This window comes from Spongorhabdus nitratireducens, assembly GCA_947387575.1.
Taxonomy (GTDB): Bacteria; Pseudomonadota; Gammaproteobacteria; order Pseudomonadales; family Endozoicomonadaceae; genus CANDOC01.
In genome coordinates, this window is the sequence record CANDOC010000003.1 from 83,595 (window position 1) to 109,258 (window position 25,664).

Consider the following 25,664-nt stretch of genomic DNA (forward strand, 5'->3'; position numbering starts at 1 on the left):
TGTCATTACCCGGACTCCGAAAAACGATAAAGATACAGCGTTCTTTCACCCGGGAAACGCGCCGGAAAAACGGTAATCAGCAGCATATCCTGCTGGGGTGAACCACTCAGCCTGAAGCCCCCGGCCTGTCGAACCAGTGCTTTACTGCTGGGGTAATACATATCGAAAATCTGACAGCCTGGCAGCGCTTCCCTCAGCAGACTGACTGAATAATTGGTTCCAAGCGTCAGGCCTGTCCTGCCATCATCACCATCAGTACAAGCTGCCCTGTCAAGCCATTGCACGGCTTGCTGCACCGGAGCACTCGATACTGTCAGTGAAGCCTGGGAGAAAAACAAAACAGCACCGATTGCGATACTCAGCGCGCAGCTCAATCGGTATACGATAACTGACAAACAAAGCATCTGGGATACCAGTAATGGCAACCACAGCAGCATAACCGGCGCAAAATGTCGCATATTATCCGGATTTTGCGCCAGCAAGATCCACCCGAGATAAAGAGTAATAACAACTGCGAGAGGACGCTGACTGCTTTGTTTCAATCCCCATAACAGTGACGCAGCCAACAGACACAGCACGGACCAGCAGTACACATCTGTCAGCCGTTCCAGCCACTCCTGCCAGTTCGGGCGCTGGCCTTCGAAGGTGTTACCCCAGATCTGGAAGTGCCCCTGGGTAAAGCGCAGACCTTCTTCAAAAAAAGCCAGTCCGTCACGACTCAGCAGAAACAACATAACCGGTATGCCAACCAGCACCACACCCGATGCGCCACGAAGCCAGACAGAGAGAAATTGCTGTTTATACAGCAGCGGTATAATCGCAATCAGTCCCGCCGCCAGAGGGAAGTACGATGGCCGGGATGCCAACATCAAGCCACAGCATATGCCTGCTGTCAGGAATTGCCGGCGCCAGGTTAACAGTAACGCTAAAGCAGCAAACAGCAGGCCGGTCGCATCTGACAAACCACTGAGAGCCAGCGCGGCCAGCAATGGTTGCAGTGCGCATAACAGCATCAGAACAATGGTGGCCAGTGGCGACCTGTAGCTCTCGGGACTCACTTCACGCAACAGCAGCAACAGTATCCAGGGCAACACAACCGCTGATAACAGACTGGTCAAAATGACAGCTGTATCTGCAGCAAAACCAAGACTGATAACACCGGCCAGTGCAACAAATACCGGATATCCCGGAAAGTGCGGCCGCAGCTCCAGTACTGAGAACCGTTCTACGCCTCTGGAGAAGAACAGCGCATCATCACTACTCAGTTGCAGTGGATACTGAAACAGCCATACAACCCAGACCAGCCAGATAATGCCTGCAACAGCAATCGAGGCAGACACCAACAAACGCTGCCTGTCCGGGAAACCCGGAAAACAGTTGATCAGGCCTGCTAATGGCTGCTGTTCTGGCATTTCAGTTAGTTCACCCTACAGGCTGAAAGCCTGCAGCGCTTTAATAAGCTGCTGATGAGCATTCGCCAGCGCTTCAGGATTTGCCGGTTCGGCACCCACACCAAATACGCCCGGGTTACCAATTGCTTTCAATGCAATCTGAATAGCCTGCTCCGCCTGCTGACGGGCTTCTGCTTCCATCTGCGGCGTCAGCAGATCCAGAAACAGCTTGCTTTTAACTACCAGAACCTTGGCCACTTGATAGTCATTAACATTTTGCTCCGCACCTTTCAGACGACGGTCAATCTCGGCAAAGTAAGCCTGATTGAGTACGTGATTAACCTGTTTGGCATCTTTGGCCTTCAACGCATTTTTCATCGGCGTATCGAGGTCAATGCCATACTCGGTTTTGAAGTACAGGATCTCTTTGGCAACTTTCTCATAGGCGGCTGTTGCCGCCTCAAAATCACCACTGTCAGCTGCTTTCAGTAATGCTTCACGACCATCAATCAGCGGCTCTTTGCCTGCTGCAGAATAGGTGTAGGCCTGACTATTCAGACTTAACACCAGCAGCATTGCCGATATAAAGGTCCAGAACACAGGATTTCTTTTCAACGTACTTCCCCTGTTTTTCTCTTTCAGCCAATAACTCAGGCAACACTCTGCACTTCAATCACCGTATTCTCATTGCGGTAATCAAAGATCTCGCGTCGTCTGTCAGTGCCTTCAATAATTGAACGTGCCGCCATCTGGCCCATTTCCATCGCCGTATCAGTAAAGATGTAACGGAAAGAGCCCTGTCGGCCGGACATTACCAGATTGTCGAATTTGCACAGGTGGGTAATCGCTTTCTCTCGCTTGTCCTGATAATCGATATCCATCAGTGGATAAGCGTGCTCGGTGAAAGCGGTAAAGTATTCACCGGTGGACAGTTTTCGATCAACACCCAGGGTTTCCAGATCATCAAGCACCCGCTCTCGCAGCTGATCTCCGTGCATACTCCAGACTTCATCACCTTTATCACAGGGAATCTCGACCATCACCGAAGTACGACCTTCCGGGGCCATATAGGGCGAGCGGCGACGAGGTTCCTGCAATCGGGTTCCGAGAATCTCCGGGTCAGACAGATACTGCCAGGTATTGTCAGAAATATTCTCGGTTTCCATCGGCATATTGAAGAAACGCAGGGAGCGGAACTCCAGCCCGCTGTCAAAATCAGTCATACGACACATATCTGACAGGGGAATCGTAGAGATCACATAGTCAGCATCCAACTGCTGCACTTCGCCATCATTTTCACTGAAGCCGATGCTACTGATACGATTCTCTGTGGTCTGCATATCCACAACATTGCTGTTCAGCCGAATATCGACACCTTTCTTTTCCAGCTCTTCGCCCAGTCGGGTATAAAGGTGACCAAAGCCCAGTTTCGGATAGCGATACTTGCGGGCATAGGTGCGTGGTGTGTCCTTTTTCTGCGGCAGCAGGCGACGGGCAACATCCTTCAGGTCAAGCAAGCTGATACGCTGGGAAGCCCAGTCAGCAGAAAGTTTGGCTGGTGAAATGCCCCACAATTTTCCGGTATAGCCTTCAAAGAAGTTGCGGTACAGAGTTTTGCCAAAACGGCTTTCAATCCATTCTGCAAAGCTGGAATCACGGCGATTTTGTGGACGTTTTTTAAACGGCAGCATGACAAGATCAACAGCTGCACCGAATAGCAGAGAAAACGGTGCATTCTTCAACAAGTCACCAATAGCCAGCGGATATTGATAGATGCGCCCCTTGAACCGGATCACACTTTTACGCTCGGCATAAAGCAGATCTTCTGCCATCAGTTCGTCAACAAACTTCAGCAGTTCCGGATTCTTGGTAATAAACCGGTGGCCGCCATAATCGAAACGATAGTCACCATGCTTGCCGGCAAATTTCAGGGTGGCGCACATGCCACCCACTTTGCTGTCACGATCCAGAATCGTCACCCGGTAACCGGCTTCAACCAGCTCCCAGGCCGCCATTAATCCGGCCGGGCCACCGCCCAGTACCGCTACATGCTTTTGTTCAGCAGCCTGACTCATGACGGACGGTAACTCCTGTTCCAGAAACGGATAAATACAGCAAGATAGGCTGCCCAGATGAGCAGTGGCAGCAAATTCGGAGAAGAGTTATAGCCAAACAGGGCGCGCAGGAAAGTACCAAAAGTACCGCGGTCATCAAGAATATGGGAAATATCAAATACAGCGGTTTTAATCACCGGCAACATCTCTGCTGCCTGCAGCATATTGATAGACGAAGACAGCAGGCCGGCGGCAATAATAATGATCAGCAGACTGGTCCAGCGGAAGAACGGCTGCAGAGACACCTGACGGGTACTCTTTAACAACATCCAAACCAGTACCACTGAAGCCAGCAGGCCCAGTAGTCCGCCCATCAGCCCACTTTCCAGCGTTACTCCCTGACCGGAGTACATCAGCGCCGAGAAAAACAGAATGGTCTCAAAGCCTTCCCGCAGCACTGCCAGAAACGAGAGAAAAACCAGTCCGAACAAATTACCGGTGGTGACATACTGGGCAATATTCTCCTTCATTGCCCCGACCTGGGCTTTGGCCTGCCCTTGCATCCAGATGGCCATATAACTCAGTACTGCAGTCGCAAACAGCAGAATCCCCGCCATCAGCAGATTACGGTAATGCTCACTGGAGAACTGATCGACCAGCACCTGGAAGATAAAAGCGATAACCAGAGACAGCACCAGACCGGCACCAACTCCCAAGTAAATATATTTATTGTGTCGTGAGGCATTCAATCTGGCGAGATACGACAGAGCTATACCGACCAGCAGAAAGGCCTCGAGCCCTTCGCGGAAGGTAATCAGAAAACTCGCAAACATCTGTGTTTTCCTGAACGAAATCTAGTTGGGTAGCTGACAGGAGTCTGTCAGCTATGACGACGAAAAACCTTAAGCACTGTCCAGCGCATTGCATGGCGAAACACCAGAGGCACCAGCAGAACCGAGCTATAAAAATGCAGATCCTGCATCAGTTCTCCCAGCCAGTTACCCGGGTTGCCCCAGAACAGTAGATAAATGCCGCTGAGGGTACAGATAATCAGCAGCCATTCAATCCATTTTCCGGTTGCACGTAAAAAAGGTTTGTTTGAGAGGGTAATAAGTGAGCGGTGAGATGCCCAGAAAGGACCAACCAAAAGGGGGAAAGCTGTCAGTCCGGCAACCAGATGTGCCAGCAGCATGATACGTTCGACCTGCCAGCCAATCTCAACCCAGTCCCAGATCACGATCCCGCTGATAAACATCAGGTAGAGCGTGGCTTCGGCATATTTATGACGGTATGCCAGACGTTGCCAGAAACGGCCTGAAATAACAAACGAGCCTGAGGAAGGCGCCTGATATGTAGAACTGGACATCTCTTTTCCCTGCCCGACCAACCTGTCGGGTGATGCTGAAAACGACCAATTTTGAAACGACAAAAGGTGTTGACGCCCGGAGTAGCGCCAACACCTTTGAAATGCCTGATTAGGGACTGTTGAGGTCTTATCGTGTTCTCAGTGGTTCGTAAAGGGAGATTCCGCAAGGCGAACTGTTGCAGCATGTAGTGACTCTACATCAAGACAGTTCAACGAAGTCGGAAGCCCCCTTTACGAACCACCCGAAGGGCTAAAGCCAGCGCTTCCATGCTGTCGTTGCAGCAGCTTGAAATACCTCGGTATTCCCACGCTACTGCGCCTCGGCACGAAAACGCTGGCTTTAGCTGAGATCACGATAAGACCTCAACAGCCCCTAGGCTAAGCGTCAGATTGCGTGTTATTTCACGCTGACTTTTGCTTCTGCAGCCATCACCATGGCGGTACCGAACTTGCCGCCGGAGGCAATAATCTGCGGAACACCATCTTCATCGGTGTCGGTTGAGTTGCTACCCTTGAGCTGGTTTTCACCACTGTCGCCCATCCACTCAGCCAGCTGCATACCACCGTTGATAGTAGTCCGGAACCAGCTGACATAACGCTCGGTCAGGGCTTGCAGTTCCAGCGCCGGCGCATTTTCACCTTCTTCGTTACGCAGCTGCTGCATGGCTTCACGCAGACCACCGGAAATTGCAGCGGCAGTGTAAGGGGTGTGAACAGTCGGCTTGCCCGGTACAGCAGCCCAGGTACCCAGCTTGGCATCAAACATGTGCTTCTCTACCGCCAGGTAGATGTTACGGGCAGCGGTACGGTAGGATTTGTCACCGGTTGCCAGGAAGGCAACAGACAGACCGCGCATGGCTGCAAACTGAGCATCCAGAGACTGGCTCTTGTCAACATCACCACCCAGGGTCACGCCGTCGAATACCAGACCATTCTTGCCAGTCAAGTTGTTAACAATAAAGTCAGCCTGCTGTTTGATCATAGCCAGAGCCTGCTTGCCCTGTGCAGATTTCAGGTCAACATCACCACCGTCAGCAGCTGCATAACCTACCGGCAGTGCATCCTGTGAACGCTGGAAGATGGACAGTGCAACCAGAGAGTAAGCGGCGTCATAAGTGTCAACCTGCTTGCCCTGCTTGCCATCGTCGTAAGAAGTTACGAAAGTACCGGCCTTGCTGTTGAAGTGCAGTGCAGCCAGGTTTTTGAACAGCATGTTGGAAACGTTGCTGGCAACAGAGAACATATCGGAACCGATAACATCGTTGCCGGCTTTGCCGTCGATGTTGGCTGCCGGAGCAGAGGCAAACGGAACACCGTCGAATACTGCCTTGAATGCCGGATTCTGGGCAGTGTTGGCAGTACGTTGGTCACTGAACGCATAGATTTCGCTTACCGGCCACAGCAGCATCCAGGTATCACGCAGAGTGGAAGCACCGTCAGTTACCTTCAGGCTGTCTACTGCATTAACACCGTTTACTTTCTTCTCGGTTACCGCAACCTTGCTGGCAAACCATACCGGCTTTTTGGCCGGGTCATAGTCAGGACCAAACTTCACGCCCAGGTTCTTGCCGTCAAAGCCCAGCTGGTTTTGCAGCATCAACAGTTTGTCGAGAGAGATTTCGGTCAGCAGCATGCCGTTGAAACCATCAGCAGCGGAAACACCCAGAGTGTGAACGCCGTCCTGATCCATTTTCATGGAATCAGCTTCAACTTCTTCATCAGTCCTGGTGACGTGCATGCCGCCCAGGAAGTCCTGCGCCCACATTACTTCCTTCAGCATAATGCCGCCGGTTGCTGCCGGGCTGAAGGATTTGTCGAAGCTGGCCGGATTCCAGGCCAGTGACTTGTAATCACGGAAGTAGGCCGGAACAACAGTTTGTACTGTTTTTTCAGTGCCTTTGGCAGTGCGGATCTCTACCTCATCACCATTTACGACAGAGGTGTCCGGTTTGCCGGCAAATTCCGGGCTACCGGAAGCGTAAGGCATGGAAATCGGGTACATGTTCAGCGGCACTTCGTTAGCCGGGAAACCTACAGCAGCGGCCATTTCAATAACACGCTTGCCCAGGGTTTCCATCTTACCGCCACGCGCCATGTTCAGCGGACCGTTTACCAGATGCGGGCCCATGGTGGACTGATAGTTCAGCGCATACATGGCTTCTTCAGAGTATTCGTAGCTTTCGATACCAGCAGCAAAGTCAAACGGAGTCGGTTCATCAGCGCGGTTAGGATCCAGAATATCCAGATCCAGACCCAGACCTTCAGCCAGCGGTTCGCCAGACAGTTCAAATTCGGTGTAAGCCAGGAACTGACCTGCGGGGCGATGGGTCTTATCCAGCACCTCTACAGATGCAGCTTGAAGGGCATTCGCGAAAATTGCTGCGGAGATTGCAGCGCCTAGAACCGTCTTCTTCAACTGGACTTCCTCTAACATCAACTGCCGGTAGCACTAACAGCCAGCATCAAGGCCGACCTTGTGATCCTGTCAGGGTGCTGGGTTGTTATTGTCTAAATGAAATGAATGTTAACCATTCGCATTATGGGCGCATATTGAACAGGAAAATGTGATCCAGATCAATCTTTTTGCTAATCATTCTCATTTAGAAACGCAGGCGCAAAACATAATCAGCAATAAAAATTCCGGTACCACTGAACAAAATGATCGATTCCCGTCGAAAAGGATGTGTCAGGGCTATACCCTGTCGTATTGAACAAGTCGTCTATATCAGCCCATGTCGAATGCACATCACCGGACTGCATGGGAGCGAATTCCAGTTTTGCTTTCCTGCCCGTAGCACGCTCTATTTCACTGACCATATCCATGAGTCGAACCGGCTGATTGTTACCGATGTTATACACCCTGAAAGGCGCCGAACTTGAGTGGGGAGGCATAATGCCATCAGCAATAGAGGGGACGTCAGAAGATGAAGGAATCTCTTCAGCAATTCGAATAATGCCTTCAACAATATCATCGACATACGTCAGGTCACGACTCATATTACCGTGATTGAAAATCCGGATTTTTTCTCCTTCCAGAATCTTTTTGGTGAAGGAGAAATAAGCCATATCCGGACGGCCCCAAGGCCCATACACAGTGAAAAAACGCAGACCCGTAGCAGGCAGGCCAAACAGATGAGAATAACTGTGTGCCATCAATTCATTGGAACGTTTGCTGGCAGCATAAAGCGAAACAGGATGATCAACTGCATCGGCCGTCGAATAGGGCTGGCTGCGATTCAAACCATAGACCGAGCTGGATGAGGCGTAAATCAGATGTTTGATTTGATTGTGCCGGCAAGCCTCCAGAATATTGGTAAAGCCAATAATATTGCTATTGATATAGGCTTGAGGGTTTTCCAGTGAATAACGAACACCGGCCTGTGCGGCCAGATGAATAACGCGATCAAAGTTGTGCTTATCAAATAAGCCTGTGATTGCCCCCTGATCTGAAATATCCATAATCTCAAGGGAAAAACCATTCACAGATTCCAGTTGTTGTAACCGGGCCTGTTTCAGGGATATTTCATAGTAAGGATCAAGATTATCTATACCAACAACCTGATGACCCTCATGACATAAACGACGGGACGTGTGAAAGCCAATAAATCCGGCTGCACCGGTAACAAGATATTTCAAACTTTTTCTCACTTACCTGGAAGCTTGTTCAACCGGATAACCTGTTCAACGGGATAAACCACCGGACGACCAATGGAGTAATAGCAAAAGCCATATCGCGCCATATCATCAGGGAGCCACAGGTTCCGACCGTCAAAAATCACTGGCTGACTCAAATGCTGATGCATCAATTCAAAGTCGGGGGCACGGTATTCGCTCCATTCACTGCAAATGATCAGCGCATCACTGCCTTCCAGTACATCTTCCTGATTACTCGACAGCAACAGTCCTTCCCGTTCGCCATACAACCGTCGGCATTCTTCAATCGCCTGCGGGTCATGAGCCTGAACCCGGGCACCGGCATTCCATAGCAACTCCATCAATTTACCCGCTGGGGACTCCCGCATATCACTGGTTCCAGGTTTGAATGCCAATCCCCAGACAGCAAAGCATCGACCTTCAAGAGCATGATCAAAATGACTGGATATTTTATGGAAAAAGTCATGCAGGTGCTGCCGGTTACGACCATCTACTGCATTCAGCAACTGCGGACTACCGCCTTGCCTGCGGTCCATATGAGCCAGAGCCTTCACATCCTTGGGAAAGCAGGAGCCGCCATAGCCGAGCCCGGGATAGATATACTGATAACCAATTCTCGGATCTGCTCCCATTCCCAACCGCACTGCTTCGATATCAGCTCCGGCACGTTCGGCTATGCCCGCCATCTCATTCATAAAACTGATTTTGGTCGCCAGAAAGCAGTTGGAAGCATACTTGGTCATCTCGGCACTGCGCCGATCCATAAAAATCAGCCGGTTATGGTTGCGGCAGAAAGGGGCATACAACTCAGACAGTAATTGGCGACTACAATCACTATCCGTACCGACAATGACCCGGCTTGGCTTCATACAGTCATTTACTGCATCACCCTGCTTCAGAAACTCGGGATTGGATACAACCGAAACAGACACCGCAACTTCACGGCGGGCAATAATATCGTTGATGGTTACCTGCAACTGGTCGCAAGTTCCAACCGGAACAGTACTCTTGCAAATAACAGTCAGATCACAGGTAGCCTGCCAGGCAATCTGTTCCACGACAGTTTCAACCTGAGAGATATCTGCAGCCCCATTGCTGTCAGAGGGTGTCCCCACCGCAATGATAATAACGGCTGAATGACTCAAGCCATGTTTGGCATCACAGGTAAAGTCGAGCCTCCCTGCTTCAAGGTTTCTTTGCACCAGCGACTGCAGTCCCGGCTCATAGAAATCAGGCTCAGCCCGTTGCAGGCGCTCCACCTTACTCTGGTTACAATCGACACACAGCACATGGTGCCCGGCCTCGGCAAAAGCAGCAGCCTGTACCAGACCGACATAGCCAGTACCAAAAACAGTGATATGCATGAAAACTCCACAAAAGGCATCCGATAGTTAACGAATGCCTTTGTTTATCAAGAAAAGGGAATGGGATTCATCAGGAAAAGAACAGGTGGGCACTCTGTTTGCTGAAATTATAGGTTTTACCGTCGCCAAACTTTACTTCAAAAGCTTTGCCTGACTCACTGATCACCTTACCTTCGCCCAGCACACTGTGGATAACCAGCTTGCGCTCCCAGCAGGGTTTTGACTCATCATTCTCTACGGATGCAGTCTCTTCAGGCAATTCAGCATCAGGTGCAACCTGTTGCAGGTAACGACGAGCAACAGGCGACAGCGTATGCTTCAGCTTTGATAACCATCCCTTGCCACTCTGCCCTGCACGACTCAGGAGGTCTCCAATATCACAAGCCAGATCCAGCATCATTTCCCGCATAAAGCGACTGGGGCGACTGTCATCCTGATTGAAGCTGAATGATTTTTCCTGTTTGACTGTCAGCAGGTGCAGCTCGGACTTTGCTCTGGTCATAGCGACGTATAATAACCGCCGCTCGCTCTCGATCAGCTCTTCCGATGATTCCGAACCCGGGCGCATATAAGGCATATTTTTAGCGGTCAGTCCGGGCAAGATAACAACGGGCCACTCCAATCCCTTTGCTTTGTGAATACTGGTCAGTAACAGACGATCACCACCCTTTTCATGCCCACGTTCCCTCAGGGCAGCAATCAACTCACAGGCACCCGATGCATCAACATCATGATTTTGCAGAAAGCGCACAAACCCCTTGATGGTACTGATCTGCTCATCAGCCCGTTCACGGTCAAAGGCACTATCCTGAATTTCCTTGTAGAGCTCGGTCTGCTCGATATAACGCCTCAGTAACGCACCGGCCCGGATGCCACCTTTTCCCTCCACCGGTTTGCGCTCAAACCTTTGCCATAACCGATACCGGGTTTCGACTTTTTCCTGCTGGAAACGAGAGATTTTGCCGAATTTCAGCCTTGCCAGTTTATGGCCATAGTTTTGCTCTGCCTGAGCCAGGGAATGTACTGCGGGCCGCAAATCCTGATGCCGGATACCGATATGGGGAAACTGCATCAGCTCCCATAAATCATTTTCCCGCTGCTCCGGTGTCTTTTGTCTCAGGTATCCTGCTGCCATTTCCAGCAGCAGCATCAGGCGGCGAATTTCCTGACGCTCAAACAGGGTATTACCGGCACCGGATTGATAAGAAATACCGGCTTCAAGTAATCCCAGTTCCAGTGGCACACTCTGACTCCAGAGCCGAACAAGAACAGCAACTTCACTTAATGGCAGGCCTTGCTGCTGGCGCTGCTCTACCACGCTTCGAATATAAGTCAGCTGCTCTCGTTGTTCGTCAGTACCGGATAGCTGAATATGTTCAACAGCTGTCGCCGGAGTGGTTTCATGAGAAACACACAGCACATCTTCACGCTTGCTGTTGCCGGTAATCAGATGGTTTGCCAGTAATGAAAGGCGATGACCATAACGGAAAGTGTACGACAGGCTATAACGGGCAGGCTCCGGAAAATCCTGGGCAAAGGTGTGCAGAATATATTCCGGGCTGGCACCACGAAATTCATAGATCGTCTGATCCGGATCACCAATGGCCATTACCTGCGCCCGGCGACCGGCAATAAACTGCAATAACCGATGCTGAACTTCATTCGTGTCCTGATATTCATCAACTAGCATGATATCCATGCGGTCAGCAACCAGACTAACGACTTCCGGCTGACTACACATCAGCATGACCGGCTCATACAGCATATCGGCATAAGTAATACGGCAATTCGCCTTGCGCCATTGTTCAAAATGACCAAATGCATCAATCAGATATTGCTGCTTTGATTCCAGCTGGAACTTTTCAAATACGGCATCGGGTGTGGAAGTCGTGCTTTTTACCAGATCAATAAAGCCTTTCAGGGCTTCAACATGAGGTGCTTTATTGTGTCGCAGTTCTTCTTTCACCGCCGCTGGCGCAACAACCTTGAGCGTCTCCCAACACTGAAAATCCATCTCCTTTTCCGACATGGGGTCACCGGTAAAAGCCGGCAACAAACCACGGCGAATAAAGTTGCGATAGAGCTTCAGCCCCATTGAGTGATAGGTGCGAATTTCGGGCAGGGCTTGATATTCTGATGCGCGCTTACCCAGCTTGCGCTCAAAGTCCCTTTTGGCACTGGTATTAAACATCAACACCAGAATACGCAGCGGATCATGACCCCGTTCCAGCTGTTTCAGGATATGATCGACCAGCGTACTGGTTTTTCCACTACCGGCAACCGCAGTGACAATGGCATGTCCGCTTGAGTGATTGATGATGGCCTGCTGCTCGGCGGTCCATTCCATGACAACTGCAACCTGAAAAATAAAAACACGAGAAGAGTATTTTAACGGAAATTATCTGCAAATTGCCCTGCCACCAAAACAAACCCGCTTTTACGCTTTACCGGATTAGCACAGGTACTCACCGCCTTAAAAAACTGATTTATATCAAAATAAACAAGAAAACCGTATTCCCGGAATTGATTGAACCAAAGCAAAGCTGAACACTCCGGCACGAAAAAATAATGGTACAAGTAAATGTATAAAAGCCGACTTCTTCTCGTTGCCTTTCTGACTCTGTTTTCCTTTTCCGTATCCGCTGCGCAGACAACGGCTGTTATTGGAGCCATGGATGTTGAAATTGCTCAACTGTTACCTGAGATCGAGCAACGCCAGCAGCATGAAATAGGCGGTCATATCTATTACTCCGGCAAAATGCGCGGACATGACGTGGTGGTTACCCGTTCAGGCATAGGCAAGGTGAATGCCGCGATTACTACTACCGAGTTGATTCGGGAGTTTGGTGCTGATCAGATTCTGTTTACCGGTATTGCCGGGGCTGTATCGCTTGAGCTGGAACCAGCCGATGTTGTGATCTCCACAGCTCTGGTTCAGCATGATGTTGATCTGACCGTTTTCGGGAACAAACCCGGACTGATCGATGGTTTTGATGACCGGAACTTCTACGCCAATCAGGAACTTGTAGAGATGGCTACCCGAACTGCAAATACTGTTGTGGGTAATGGGCAGGTATTTCAGGGCGTAATCGCCACTGGCGATCAGTTTATTGCCGACAAAAGCAAAGTAAAAAAGATCCATAAGCAGTTTGGAGCCATTGCAGTCGAGATGGAAGGCGCAGCCGTCGCTCAGGTGGCATTCCTGTACGATATCCCGCTGGTTGTTATTCGCACCATCTCTGACAAGGCAGATGGCTCAGCGCATATGGACTACTCCCAGCTTAAGCAGCTGACAGCATCAAATTCTGCCGCCATCACCTTGAAAATGCTGGAAAGCATGTAACATTTGTGGTGATTCCAGACAGGGTACGATGTGTATCCTGTCTGAACTTTCCCTTTAAGCCACAACTGACTCCAGCTGAGAAATTAGATTTCTTTCCAAACTTTCTGAAGCCCAGAACCCTCTGTTAAAGTGCAGCATGCTTCGAATAGTTTCGGCAGACAGGTCCGGGTCAAGCCAACCACTGTCGAGAGCTCCAAAGGGTGTTTGCTGCCGTAGAACCTGCTCCTGGTGACAAGCACTTCGCTCAAAGTCAGCATTGATTATTCGGCAATAATTGCGCACCGCTAGAGTCATCGCAACGATATCACTATCCGATAAGTAGAGAGACCAGACTTCATTAACGCCACTCAGAATCACTTTTACGTTTGAAAAGAAGCGCAATGCAACTTCTATCACAGTTTCCAGCTGATGCCTGCCACACTTGTACAGCAACGCCAAACCTCCCGGTTTCAAAAGCCGGAAGAGGTTATGAAAAGCTGCGTTGATCGAGTGCTGATCCTCAAACACGCCTGTTGTACGCTCCAGGCAGACAAACTGGAATCGCTGAAGATAGCCTGAATTCTCGACAAGATTAGAATCGGTAATATCTAACAGAGCATCAATATCTCCAGCCTCACTGGAAATATCCACCACAAAAAAGTCATCGGCAGGGTGCATTTCATTCGCGGGAACGCCTGAGCCTGACAGCGAGAAATAGTGCATATAGCTGTGACTGCAGCCGACAATCAGATTATTTCCACCAAACTGTTCCAGGCTACGCATATTTTCTGACACACCCCTGACTAATCCGGACTGGCCCGGACTCGGAGTTGAGAATAGCCTGCGAGTGGTTTTAAAGCAGCCATATCAGGGGCAGATTATATACAGCTAATTCTTTAGCTCTACTCTGATCTGTTTGAGATATCGTGCCCAGTTCGAATTATAAAAATCATCAAGCATCTCTGCTTTTTCCCGAGCTGCATCTTTCAGAGCCTTCGGGTGTCGGCTGTACTTTGGACTGGCAAGATCATCATCAATTTCATAACCCGCGATTCCGAGTGATGCCTTGCAGTCACGAACAAAAACACCATTAAGTCGGTGATTTTCATCAATTTCGGCACACCCGCCAAGCACGACCTCTAAATATGAGCGGGCAATCTTTTTATCCGTGCTGTTTTCATTAGTAGAGAGATAAAAGCCGGCTGGTGTTGTATCAGGAATAGCAACATAAATATAAATGTTCGTATCTTCAGGCAGGTTTTTATGCCACTGATAATCCTGATCCAAATAAAAAGACAGGTCTGATTTATTAACAGCTTTTCGTTGATAGGCCTTGGGATTTTCCCGTGCATCAAATTTGGGCAAATCAGCCTCATTCACTTTATAGATCACTCCATTAATACTTTTTTCTTCGGCGGGCTCAGCTGCAGCCACCCGCATTTTGAGTTTTCGATTCCATAAATTCCAGGCACGATGGTAGCCTTGCAGTTTTGCGGGAATAAAATGAACATCATCAGGATCAGGTGCTGTCGCCGTTCGGGCAACGGAAAGCATCAAACTGCCATAGCCAAAGATATAAGCCTGACGATCCGCCATCGCAGCTTCACTGAATAACAACAATATGAGCAGTATTTTATATACCGAACGCACCAGACTCATAACCAAATCCCTTTATATTTTTATTACAGGACGACTGGTCTTGATTAATGAATGAAAGGTTTTTTAATTCTGTTAGTTCGCTGACAGTCACACCATTTGTATCTAATTTAGCTACAGCAGCAACGCTGTGACGAAAAACATATTATTTCCGTGTCGTTATTCAAAAAAAGATTGCTCAATCGACTTTATATAATGCTTATTTGACAGCTCCTCCAGCACACTGGCGAAATCTTCCTGAAAGGTATTGCCAATGCACAGGTATTGTTTCGAAGTACAACCAATTCGTCCTCGCGAGTGTTTGAAAACAACCAGAGTTGGATCAATTTTCAGCACTTCATCCATATGCTTCTCATCAGCAGGAATGCAGAACTCATAGCTTAGCGACCGAAGACCGTCACCCGGGCCGTAAAGCCCTGCATCATCCAGTATGGCAAGATCAAACCTGATCTTGGAGGACGGATCTATGACCGGTGTATCAGGCTGCGTGGAACATGCAAGAAGAAGGGTCGACACTAACAATAGAAAAAAACGCATAATGTACTGACCGGACATGATGTACTTCCTGAGTATCAACAGCATAAACCTCTGGTAAATATCATGCCCGATCTTCGACAGTAGCAAGTGCAGTGCAGCACTGTTTATGCCAGCTTTGCCTTGAGTAGTTCCTGAAGTTGGTGCAATGCCTTGACCCGCGCCGCGCCGATGCCGCGAAGCTGTTGGAAGTCGTCACCATTGACTTCCAGCACCTGAGCAACGGTTGGATCCTGCTTCAGCAGGGTTGCCAGTGGTTTGACCAGCACCTTGTAACTACCAAAGGTTGCCTTATCCTGCTCGATTACCTGCAGTACAAGACTGTCGGCAGTTATATCGGAAGGCTGCTCCTGCCCTGCATCAGCTGCAAATTCCAAGCTGCTACTGTCCACTGCCTTTTCCAGCGTGACCTCAGTATTGTTTTCTATAGAAGTTTGTTCTGAGAGCACTGACGGTTCAGATACATTTTCTGATTCGGTCTTTTCTACAGTGCTATCCCTTTCAGGAAGATTTGAAAGTTGATCTTCCACGACTTCAACTTCCTGACGCGCAACAACAACACGTTCCGACTCTTCTGCTGAAGTTGTAGCGGGTGTTTCTGGCTGGCTTGTTTCCTGCTTCCGAACCGGTTCAATTTTTACCCGGCCTGACATCTGCTCTGATGTCAGAAGATCCGGTAAAGAACGCAGCTTGGATACAACTGTCCTGATAAGATCTATGATCACGGGTTATCCCTCTGTTACTCGAGACTAATAACTCGCACCGGGTATCCTGCCCGGGCGCTGGCTGTTTTTACTGCAACGATTTAATCCGCTGAGTCTGCCTTGCGGTAACGCCCCTCGTAATCAAATATCTTCTCACGAATTCGCCAGAAATGTTTATCTTTTTCGGCGATAACAAAGTCAGGCTTGCGGAACTTCTTGTGTTGTTGCACCACATCTTCAGGGGTTTTTGCCCTGAAATACTCTCCCCGGTTAATCTGGTGCAACTTTCCGAACCGGTGATAAAACACTCCCTGTTGGGCCGGAGTTTCCAATCGGAAGTATTCGTTAAGTTCGGCACCGTCCTCATCATGATAACTGATTTTGATTCGGGGTTTATGCTCCCGGTCATAATCAACTGACATCGTCATACCTGAGCAGCGAATCACCATCGCCTTGCGCAGGTTAAGGGCATCTTTCAGCTTCTGATCCGGATCAGCCAACACCTTGCCACATTCACCGCAACGCCGGGCGGCGATATCATTTTCGGCATTGCACTGGTCACATTCCTTGAAGCGGAATCTGAAGCTGCAACGATTTTTTACCCCGTCTTCCTCCTCAAAACCCTGACAGCGTCGACCATAGTGCTCTACCAGATCACCGTCAGCATCGACAATGCCCCAGAAGTTATTGGCAAAACCACACATGGGACAGGCAATTTCCACCGGCACACTGTTACTGTCAGGTTTCGGGCTGCCGATTTCAGGGCAAAACAGATCAAACCGGTTTCCGGCAAAGTCCATTACCAGGCAGTCTTTTTTATCAGATGCAAGTCTCAGGCCACGCCCGACAATCTGCTGATATAAACTCACAGACTCTGTCGGCCGCAGAATCGCAATCAAATCAACATGCGGCGCATCAAAGCCTGTGGTCAGGACAGAAACATTAACCAGGTATTTCAGTTGTTTCTGTTTGAACTGTTCTATCAACTGATCACGCTCTGCACCCGGTGTTTCACCGGTAATCAGAGCGGCTTCCGCTTCCGGCAAATAACCAAAAATTTCCCGCGCATGATCGACGGTTGCAGCAAAGATCATCACCCCTTGTCGCTTTTCCGCATCCTGCACAACCTGAGCGATAATTTTCTGCGTAACCCGACCCTTGCCTTTTAGCAGTTTGTTTAGATCAGCTTCGCGATACTGGCCATACTTGTCCCGTGCCAGCTGGCTGAAGTCATACCAGGTAACAGGCGCATCAACCTGTGTTGCCGGCGTCAGAAAACCTTCCCTGATCATAAAAGACAGTGGTAATTCAAAAATACAGCTTTGGAAGAAGCGATCATCTTCAGTTCTGACAGCACCCTGATAGTGATATCTGTAGAGCCACCCCTGTTCCAGCCGGTAGGGTGTTGCTGTCAGACCCAAAACTTTAAGTCGAGAATTATGACTGCGAAGATGATCAATAACCTTGTGGTAACTGCTGTCAGTGGCAGCTGAAACCCGATGACATTCATCTATCACCAGCAGGGTAAAGTTATCATCATTAAAAGCATCGAGATTACGAACAACAGATTGAACACTGCCGAAAACAACCTGCTCGGTTGCTTCTTTTCGTTTCAGTCCTGCACTGAAGATAGAGGCTGAAAGCCCGTAGCTTTCATATTTGGCATGATTCTGCTCAACCAGCTCCTTGACGTGAGCCAGCACCAGCACCCGTCCCCGGGCAATCCGGCCCAGTTCACTGATAACCAGACTTTTTCCGGCACCGGTTGGCAATACAACGACGGCAGGATCATCACTTTTGCGAAAATGCTGAATAACAGACTGGACTGCATCAGTCTGGTAGGGACGAAGTTTAAAGGCCATCAGCGGGTTATGCGCGCAACCAGTCTCAACTTGCCGATAAATTTACGTTCATTGGCGTTTTCAACAGTCTGTTCTCTGGCCAGCATCCGCTCATACAGCTTGATTTCGGTGCTGACCGCTTCCTGTAATCTCACCTTGCCGCAGACATTTCCCTGCAGATCGTAACGCTTGGCCCCCGTGGTAGTTGCCAGCATATAACGCTCAAGCCGGGTGTAATAACGCAGCGCCGTTTCAATCACAGGCATGGGCAACAGACCACTGTTAAACATCTCTTTATGGATGCCGATTTTCAGTGGTTTCGGATCGGTCAGGCTGAAAGCTTCCGGCCACAGGGCACGCACCAGCCACAACGCTTCAGAGCGCAGGACGGGCTGATCCGGTTTGGCGGCCAGTTGCTGAATCCTCTTGCGGACTTGTTCATCAAGGGCATCCAGCTGAGCCTTTTCTGGTAGCTGCTCAGGCGCTGCGGCGTTTTGCATGAAGAACCATTCCAGTGGCATTGTTTACTATGAAAATACAGCACTCTATGGCTTTGAAGCCATATTCATATTTCGGGACAGGCTGTATTTTCCGCTCAGGGCTGCTTGGAAGCATTTGATTATATCCGGCAGAATATTTTGCTATAGCCGGATGTAGATTATTGATCGTATAAGATCGGCTATAGGCTGTCCATGCTATATAGCATCAGCCTTTGATCCAGCACCATCATTTATTACCTTTTATTTTGAACTGGTATAGCAGATCGACAGCCTGCCCGACTCCACTCACTGCCTGCAGGTAGAGTTTAGGCATTAGTTCATAACGTACCTTGATTTCAGACAAGGAATTGAAAACACCCGCGCCATATTGCAGCCGTAGCCCCGGAGCAATATTGCCACCAATCGTGATTTTAGTGTCATCACCGCTGCCCTCGGTATCCAGTCGAACATCTGCAAAGCCGAAGACCTCACCGACTGACGACGCCAGTCCTCCAAACTGGCTGACCCCAACATCAACCAGCAATGCCTGCACCGGAGAGTTGTCGCCATTATCCAGCCCTCGCCCCTGTAGCAAGTAAGACAACTGCTCTTGCTGTGACATGGAAGGGTTTGAGTAAATTTCCCAACCCGGTCGCTTCACACTACCTGTGACCTTGATACCCACGCGAACATTATCGGCAATAGCCTCCGGGTTTCTTATCGCATCAACAACCAGATAAGGATTCTGTATCGGGCCTGAAAACAGAATGCGTCCTTCCTGAATCAACAGATCCTGTCCAAGGTAACGATAGCGTCCATTATTCAAATTAATCGAACCATTGGCCGCCAGAACCGAATCCGCGCCTTGTCTCAGGCCCAGTTCACCTTCCAGTCCCGCTTTCAGGCCATAAGCATCCAGTTTGATATCTTTACCCAGGATGACTTTCACATTCATTCTGAAGCTGGAACTGTCTGTCGATTCGGGTGACTTTTTCTTTTCTGCAGATAGCATCACAACATCATCTGAAACCCTGACGGCTGTTTTAGGCAAAGATTTAACTTCAACTCTCGCCCAGGGGATAACAACCTGTCCATGCAGCTCAATCAGATGACCGAAATCGAGCTGTAAATCAGGTGACATTTTCAGCCGGAATAATCCGGGGTAGCGTGATTCTATATCCTGCCCTTTTAGCGTTAATTTACCGGTGACAGGCAATTGCCCCCAGTTCAGATTTCCCCCGATAACAGTCTGGCTTTCACCGGTATGCATTACGCCACTGATATCTGCCTGGCTCCCATTAACCTGCAGATGTGTTTCCATCGCGGTGACTGCCAGCAAGGGAGGATCTGTTTCCAGTCGACCTTCCTTGAGATCAACATCCCCAAACAACAATGGTTTTTCAAGGCTCCCTCCCAGGCGGGTATCAGCAGAAAGTACACCATCAAACCGGCTGACTTCAGGGATGAAAGGTGCCAGGAAATCCAGTTTCAATTGACTAAGCAGCAGTTTTCCGGAAAGTTTTTGCTGGGTAGAAACATCATCCACGGCAAGGTTGATATTGGCCTGTCCCAACTGTTCCGATTCAAAAACCAGCTGTCCGGTTAACTGGTCATGGTCCAGTCGCAGGGCAGAGTTCAGCTTGTGATAGTCGAATGACAGTTCATCCGTACCCAGCACGCCGGGTGTACTCTGCAAATCAAGCTGAAGGTTCAGGTCTTTGTCCTGCCAACCCAACTGACCTTTAGCTTCCAGTTGCGCCTGCCAGCTGAATTCATCGGGCCATAATGGCTTGAGTTTCTGCACTGCAAACTGTTTCAGCTCAATACCAACAGCGCCTTTTGCTCTGGAAACCTGTCCGGTATCGATGCAAAGGCTGGTTTCTCCGGACAACCAGCACTGCTGCGAAAACATAACCTCTTGCAGCGACGGGTCAACCTTGATGCTGACGGAGTCTTTCAATTGCCAGGTATCTATCGGAGTGCTGATTCCAGCCTGCTGCAATTCACCATTCCAATACCCACTACTCCAATTCCCGGCAAGCTCAACACTGCCGTGTGCCGGCTGCCCTTTTGTCGATAAGGAAACAACATGATGCTGACGATTACCCTCAGCCTGCAGCCGGATATCATGAAAATCACCTGAACGGGTAGTCAGTTCGCCAACAGCCAAATTCAGTTGTCCTTGATAGTCCTGAAGCATATCCAGCTTTCCTTTCACATCCATCGACGTCAGTGAAAAACCCTGAAAGCTGATATTCGGACTTTGCAGAGACAGGCTAACAGCCGGCGTCTCCAGCTTATCGGTTAATTGAATCACACCGGTGACGCTGCCTTTCAGTTCAGGATGCAGTTCATCCAGTTGCGGCGCATTCACTGCAACATTCATATTCCACTGTTGTGCAGTACTTCCGGTAACATGCAGGCTGTTATCACCAATTCTGGCTTCCAGATTCTTTACCGAAAGCGATAATGGCATGAGGTCATGCGCTATATTCCGGGCAGACAGACTACCTGCTGTATGCAGTGAATAACCTCTTAACTCACCGGAGAGATTGAGTTCAGGTATTTCAAGCTGCCAGTCAGCCTCTTTAAGGCTCAATTCAGACTGAATAGTGCCATTCAACCTGCCCGGCACTTTTTCAAACCAGATGCCCGGATTGAGGTTTTTCAGAACGGCTTTTCCCTGCCAGAAAATATCCTTGCTCCACCCCAGCTTGCCTGACAACAACAAATCAGAGGGTATTTTTTCCACGGACTTGACCTGAAGTCTGGCAATATTCAGTGCATCCAGATCGCCTTCCCCTTGCAGGCTCAGATGCAGTTCGGGGTGAGAAGGGATTGTGGCATCACTATCCAAATCCAGTTGATATCCAGCAAGACTTCCCTGGGCCCTCAGCTGACCTGCTGTTGCGGTCACCTGAGGTGAACCGGATATAGGCCACTGTAGCGAGTGCCAGTTTACGTCCAGATCAAAAGGAAGGCCTGTCGTCAGAGGATGTACAGAACCCAGAATACTGGCAGTAATATCGCCCTGTGCTTCCAGCGAGATCCTGAGCTGTTCAAGGGTGCCGGATATATCAGCAGTCACCTGCTGCTGTGTTAACTTCAGTGCGGGGAGAGCCCTGGTCAGGCTGGCATTAATTTCAATAGACAGGGGATAGTCATCTTTCAGCTCAATTTCCCCATGAGAGCTGACAGTCATCAGAGAGTGGGATGCGCTCAACACGATGCCCTTGATGGTTGAGCCTTTTGCATCCAGCGTCAAACTGATATCAGACAGTTGTTGTGTTGATCCAGCATTCGATAATTCCAACTGTAACAGGACTGCCTGCTTCACTTGCACCAGGAAAGGAAGCGTAACCTCCGGCAGTTTAACCTGAGCCGTCTCCTTCGAGGCTTTTACCGGTTTATTCCGGACCTGTGCTTTGTGCCCCTGCAATCTTGATACGACCAACCCTTCCGCATTCCATTGCAGCGCAGAATCCAGGCTATCCAGCTGAATTTCAGTCGTTTCATTCTCAAACCTGAAGTCCCTGATACTGATTTGTGGTAATGACAGATCAACAGGTAAAACAAAACTATCCTGAGTGGTTTCTGATGCTGTCTTTCTATCTGTTAATCCAGACTCGGCAACTTCAGGCAAAAGCTCAACACGGGCTCCCTCGATATCGAGAGAACTGACAGGTAGTTTGCCATGCCATAGCGACACGGGTTCCCAGCTCCACTCCAGCTTTGTTACTGCAACTATTGTTGATTCATCCTGCCAGCTCAGATTCCTGATATGCCAGCCACTGACAAGACGACCGGAAACCAGTTCGCCCTCCAGGTGCTGCAGGTAGCGGGTAAGCTGCTGCCAAACCAGTACGCTGCCGGTGTGTGTTGAAAGCAGCAGGGTTACTCCAAGCAGTAGAGACAGCAGTAATGCGCTGATAGTTATCAAGATTTTTTTCATATTTCCGGTCCCATGGAAAAATGAAAGCGCCAGCCCTTTTTATCATCGTCATCACCCACTGGATGCGCCAAATCGACTCTCAATGGTCCTAACGGTGTAACCCAACGGATACCGATACCCGCTCCCGTTTTCCACTTCTCACGGAAATTATTGGTCGCGGTTCCGCTATCTATAAATGTTGCGAAGCGCCAGTTTTCTATAAATTCATAGTTATATTCGATACTGGTGGCAGCCATATAACGGCCACCCGTCAGTTTTCCCGCAGCATCTCGTGGTGAAATACTCTCATAGCTGTAGCCACGCACGGTCTGATCGCCACCGGTAAAGAAACGCAGGGAAGGCGGAACATCGGTAATATCATCCAGAATCATGCCGCCAACTTCGGCACGGGCCAGAAACCGGTGATCCCTGTCTACAGTTTTCAGCCATTTGGTGCGCAGCCAGACTTTGGCAAAATCAGCCCGGGATCCCCAAAGATCATTGGAAAACTCAAACTTCACCTGATGCGAAAAACCGGCCGCCGGATCCAGATTTCCGCCACCTTCAACCTTACGGTCACTGAAGGTAATACCGGGTATAAGCAACCACTTCCGCCCCCTGTCACTTACCCCCTGTTTGTAACCTTCATATTCAGCCCGGATAAATACATCCCGATCCCAGCTTCCTGTCCTGCGGGACCAGCGATGAACCGAGGCTGACAACAGCTCACTGTCTGTATCCTTGATCTGCTTCTTTTTGTAGCCGGCTTCGAGACTGTAATATTCTTTCAGCGGGTCACCGGCAGGAATTTTATAGCGGGAATGCACCTCGCTATTCACACCTGACAGCTTGGCTTCAGTAGAAAAACTATGTCCCTTTTCATTCCACCACGGACGTTTCCAGCCTAACGACAGGCGATATTTTTCATCGGTAGAAAAGCCAATCCCGGTTTCGATTTCATGATCAATTTTCGGAACAACGCCAACATAAACGGGCACCGCAAAATCTTTGCTTTCCGATTTCAGCAACCGCACATCTATCTGGGAAAAATAACCGGTAGCAGAGAGATCCCGGTTTAAACGACTGAGTTCTATCGCTTTGAATGGACTGTTCGGCCGGATATTGATCATGGTTTGCAGCAGGTCCCGGGTCGCCGGCGACATGGGACCATAGCGAATTTCACCAAAGCGATAACGCTGACCGGACTCCAGCTGAATATCAATATTTGCAAACTTCAGATCTTCTGATATCTGAATCCGGTGTTTACTCATATGGGAATCAAAATATCCCCGGGACAGAGCCAGGTCATTTAACTGGTCTTTAACTTCTTCATACAGCCCCTGATTCAGTACCTGCCCCTGTTTAATATCCAGCTGCTCCAGCAAACTCTGAAAAGCCTTGTCACCTGAAGCCTCTCCCGAAATATTGATCTCCAGCTTTTGAATAACTGTCGGAGCACCTCTGACAACATGAATATCAATTTGCTGCGGGTCGCTGGTATTTCGTTCTATGGTGATCGTCGACTGGTAGTAACCCAGTGCCATCAGCCCCTGCTCTACTGACTGCCGGATCTCTCGTCGCATCAGCTTGAACTGGTGTGGTTCAATCGCCGGCAGAGTATCAATATAGAGCCGGACATTGCGCTCCAAAGGCCCCTGGAGTCCGGATAAAACAAGACGAACCGGCTCTGCCAGAGCCGGAAAACCGAAAACAAGAAGGGACAGTAGTATCCAGCGAAGCCGAATGGTCATAGCGACGGTCATAGAGCCTGCCAGCGCCACCTCAGTACGGGTATCATCCTGATAACCGGTATCAGCAGCAGATAAAAACCGATGCCACTGACATCTGCCACAATATCGGCCAGCTCAAACATCCGGTCTGCCGTTAAAGTGATCTGCAGTATTTCAATCAGTGCACCATAACAGGCCAGCAAACTGCCCTTGAGCCAGCCAAACCCGGTTGCAGGAAAAGCTGCATCAGCCAAAATGGCCAACACAAAAAATGCCGCAGCATGTTCCAGCTTGTCCCACAGATTTACCGCGGGCAGCTGACTGGCTGGCATCAGGCAAACAGCCATGATACCTGTGAGCGCCAGCCCCAAAGCAATCCGGTTCAGGGTCGTGTAATGGTTCTTGATAAAGCTCACACTCTGTTTCTCTTCGTTTACTGTGCGGTACTGCCAGCCGTCAGGGTTTTGATAATCACCTCAAGCTGTCGTTCATAACGCGGGTTATAGGTTGTGCGGGCAATAACCGTTTGATCCGGTGATTCCATTTCCCAGGCACCGTACCAGACCTGTTGATTAGCCATACATTGCTGCTGGCTGGCTTCATCCCGTCCTTTGCAGAAGCGGGTACTGCCATGACGACCGAACAGTTTGTTTACCGGTGAATTGATCAGACTGATATGAGACTGGGACAGAATATGCAGTACCGGATCAGCACCTGGCCAGTCTTGCATATACCGGGAGCTTTCAACTTCTTTCTGGTCGGCGTCATACCAGATCAGCTGTCGACTGGGTGAGACAAAACGTTCTTCAAACAACTGCTGAATAGCTTTACTGTCGACCGTTGAATCTTCTTTGGTAGCGATAACCACTGTCGGCATTGCCAGCCTTTTATCACCCCAGTCAGCCATCAGCTTCTGTTGCAAGTTATAAAATGCAGCATAGGAGTGCGTGGCATAACTGCGGTAACGTGTCAGTCCGAGATCTTCCGATATTTCAGACCATGGCCGAATATATTCAACCCACGGAGTCAGCTTGAGCAGATCCTGATCCTCAACCTGCCAGGCCGGGGCCACCAGCAACAATCCGGCAATATCCGGGTTCTCAAGCGCCAGTTGAGTTGCCAGAAGGCCTCCCGTTGAGAAGCCCCCAACATAGAGCGGCAACTGATTGTTTCCACGCATAAAGGCAAAATGCTGCCTTGCGGTCTCAAGCCACTGCTGGGCACTAACCCTGAGCATATCGCCCGGGCGACTGCCATGTCCGGGCAGCAAAATGGTGCGGGTTTCAAAACCCTGCTGGGCCAGACTGAAGGCCATATCCCGCCATGAGTAGGCAGAATCACCAAGTCCATGAAGCAGTAAAAAACGACCCCGGGTTGTTACACCTTCAGGAGGAAACACCTGTACCGGTGAATTAAGGTCAACACCCAATTGTTTGACTTCCGGTGTCGGATCAACACGTACTTCTTCCAGATAGGATCGTACCTCTGCAATATAAGCCTGAAAGTCTTGCTGCGGCTCGGGAAAGGCACGTTTTGCAGGCTGAAAGCGCTCGCCTTCGGGTTGACTGGAAAAGATAAAAATTCCCAACCCGACTGCGAAAAGACAAAGAATCAGTAAACGTTTCATAAAGCGGAAGG

General features: G+C 49.6%; 20 protein-coding genes. 1 reads left to right on the plus strand and 19 read right to left on the minus strand.

What is annotated here, in order from left to right:
- Positions 1-5: 5 nt before the first annotated feature.
- The 9 genes from ACYZZ0_RS06975 to ACYZZ0_RS07015 form a co-directional block, all read right to left on the minus strand.
- On the minus strand, positions 6-1,412 hold the full coding sequence (locus ACYZZ0_RS06975; protein WP_461535879.1) for a hypothetical protein: 1,407 nt from the start codon (positions 1,410-1,412) through the stop codon (positions 6-8).
- Between the two features lie 15 nt (positions 1,413-1,427).
- Positions 1,428-2,006, minus strand: coding sequence for a hypothetical protein (locus ACYZZ0_RS06980; RefSeq protein ID WP_461535880.1), 579 nt, complete (start codon positions 2,004-2,006; stop codon positions 1,428-1,430).
- A gap of 35 nt (positions 2,007-2,041) precedes the next feature.
- Positions 2,042-3,466 carry an FAD-dependent oxidoreductase gene (locus ACYZZ0_RS06985; RefSeq protein ID WP_461535881.1) on the minus strand — a complete coding sequence of 475 codons (1,425 nt, stop codon included), beginning with the start codon at positions 3,464-3,466 and terminating at the stop codon, positions 2,042-2,044.
- Positions 3,463-4,278, minus strand: coding sequence for an FTR1 family iron permease (locus tag ACYZZ0_RS06990; protein WP_461535882.1), 816 nt, complete (start codon positions 4,276-4,278; stop codon positions 3,463-3,465). The genes ACYZZ0_RS06985 and ACYZZ0_RS06990 overlap by 4 nt, the downstream gene beginning before the upstream one ends.
- Positions 4,279-4,325: 47 nt before the next feature.
- A complete protein-coding gene (locus tag ACYZZ0_RS06995) occupies positions 4,326-4,811 on the minus strand; it encodes a hypothetical protein (protein WP_461535883.1) in 486 nt (161 codons plus the stop codon).
- A 397-nt stretch (positions 4,812-5,208) separates the two neighbouring features.
- The gene (locus ACYZZ0_RS07000) at positions 5,209-7,227 is read right to left on the minus strand and encodes a hypothetical protein (RefSeq protein WP_461535884.1); all 2,019 of its coding nucleotides are present in this window, start codon (positions 7,225-7,227) and stop codon (positions 5,209-5,211) included.
- Positions 7,228-7,436: 209 nt separating this feature from the next.
- Complete coding sequence (locus ACYZZ0_RS07005) at positions 7,437-8,447, minus strand: NAD-dependent epimerase (RefSeq protein ID WP_461535885.1); 1,011 nt, start codon at positions 8,445-8,447, stop codon at positions 7,437-7,439.
- Between the two features lie 8 nt (positions 8,448-8,455).
- Positions 8,456-9,829 carry a UDP-glucose dehydrogenase family protein gene (locus tag ACYZZ0_RS07010; protein ID WP_461535886.1) on the minus strand — a complete coding sequence of 458 codons (1,374 nt, stop codon included), beginning with the start codon at positions 9,827-9,829 and terminating at the stop codon, positions 8,456-8,458.
- A 70-nt stretch (positions 9,830-9,899) separates the two neighbouring features.
- Positions 9,900-12,176, minus strand: a complete 2,277-nt coding sequence (locus tag ACYZZ0_RS07015) for an ATP-dependent helicase (protein WP_461535887.1) — start codon at positions 12,174-12,176, stop codon at positions 9,900-9,902.
- A gap of 234 nt (positions 12,177-12,410) precedes the next feature.
- Here ACYZZ0_RS07015 and ACYZZ0_RS07020 point away from each other — a divergent pair, with 234 nt between their 5' ends.
- On the plus strand, positions 12,411-13,172 hold the full coding sequence (locus ACYZZ0_RS07020) for a 5'-methylthioadenosine/adenosylhomocysteine nucleosidase (protein ID WP_461535888.1): 762 nt from the start codon (positions 12,411-12,413) through the stop codon (positions 13,170-13,172).
- A 54-nt stretch (positions 13,173-13,226) separates the two neighbouring features.
- Here ACYZZ0_RS07020 and ACYZZ0_RS07025 read toward each other — a convergent pair whose 3' ends face one another.
- From ACYZZ0_RS07025 to ACYZZ0_RS07070, 10 genes are all read right to left on the minus strand, one after another.
- Complete coding sequence (locus tag ACYZZ0_RS07025) at positions 13,227-13,934, minus strand: class I SAM-dependent methyltransferase (protein ID WP_461535889.1); 708 nt, start codon at positions 13,932-13,934, stop codon at positions 13,227-13,229.
- Between the two features lie 105 nt (positions 13,935-14,039).
- Positions 14,040-14,810: a gamma-glutamylcyclotransferase family protein gene (locus ACYZZ0_RS07030; RefSeq protein ID WP_461535890.1), complete on the minus strand. Its 771-nt coding sequence runs from the start codon at positions 14,808-14,810 to the stop codon at positions 14,040-14,042.
- Between the two features lie 156 nt (positions 14,811-14,966).
- On the minus strand, positions 14,967-15,362 hold the full coding sequence (locus ACYZZ0_RS07035; RefSeq protein WP_461535891.1) for a hypothetical protein: 396 nt from the start codon (positions 15,360-15,362) through the stop codon (positions 14,967-14,969).
- Positions 15,363-15,448: 86 nt separating this feature from the next.
- Complete coding sequence (locus ACYZZ0_RS07040) at positions 15,449-16,066, minus strand: hypothetical protein (RefSeq protein WP_461535892.1); 618 nt, start codon at positions 16,064-16,066, stop codon at positions 15,449-15,451.
- An 80-nt stretch (positions 16,067-16,146) separates the two neighbouring features.
- Positions 16,147-17,907 (minus strand): DEAD/DEAH box helicase family protein, encoded by a 1,761-nt coding sequence (locus ACYZZ0_RS07045; protein ID WP_461535893.1) that lies wholly within the window; start codon positions 17,905-17,907, stop codon positions 16,147-16,149.
- Positions 17,907-18,386: a ProQ/FINO family protein gene (locus tag ACYZZ0_RS07050; protein WP_461535894.1), complete on the minus strand. Its 480-nt coding sequence runs from the start codon at positions 18,384-18,386 to the stop codon at positions 17,907-17,909. The genes ACYZZ0_RS07045 and ACYZZ0_RS07050 overlap by 1 nt, the downstream gene beginning before the upstream one ends.
- Before the next feature lie 226 nt (positions 18,387-18,612).
- Complete coding sequence (tamB, locus tag ACYZZ0_RS07055; RefSeq protein WP_461535895.1) at positions 18,613-22,317, minus strand: autotransporter assembly complex protein TamB; 3,705 nt, start codon at positions 22,315-22,317, stop codon at positions 18,613-18,615.
- Positions 22,314-24,059, minus strand: a complete 1,746-nt coding sequence (gene tamA, locus ACYZZ0_RS07060; RefSeq protein ID WP_461535896.1) for an autotransporter assembly complex protein TamA — start codon at positions 24,057-24,059, stop codon at positions 22,314-22,316. The genes tamB and tamA overlap by 4 nt, the downstream gene beginning before the upstream one ends.
- Positions 24,056-24,442, minus strand: a complete 387-nt coding sequence (locus tag ACYZZ0_RS07065; RefSeq protein WP_461535897.1) for a VanZ family protein — start codon at positions 24,440-24,442, stop codon at positions 24,056-24,058. The genes tamA and ACYZZ0_RS07065 overlap by 4 nt, the downstream gene beginning before the upstream one ends.
- Positions 24,443-24,459: 17 nt before the next feature.
- Positions 24,460-25,653 (minus strand): alpha/beta hydrolase, encoded by a 1,194-nt coding sequence (locus ACYZZ0_RS07070; protein WP_461535898.1) that lies wholly within the window; start codon positions 25,651-25,653, stop codon positions 24,460-24,462.
- Positions 25,654-25,664 lie beyond the last annotated feature (11 nt).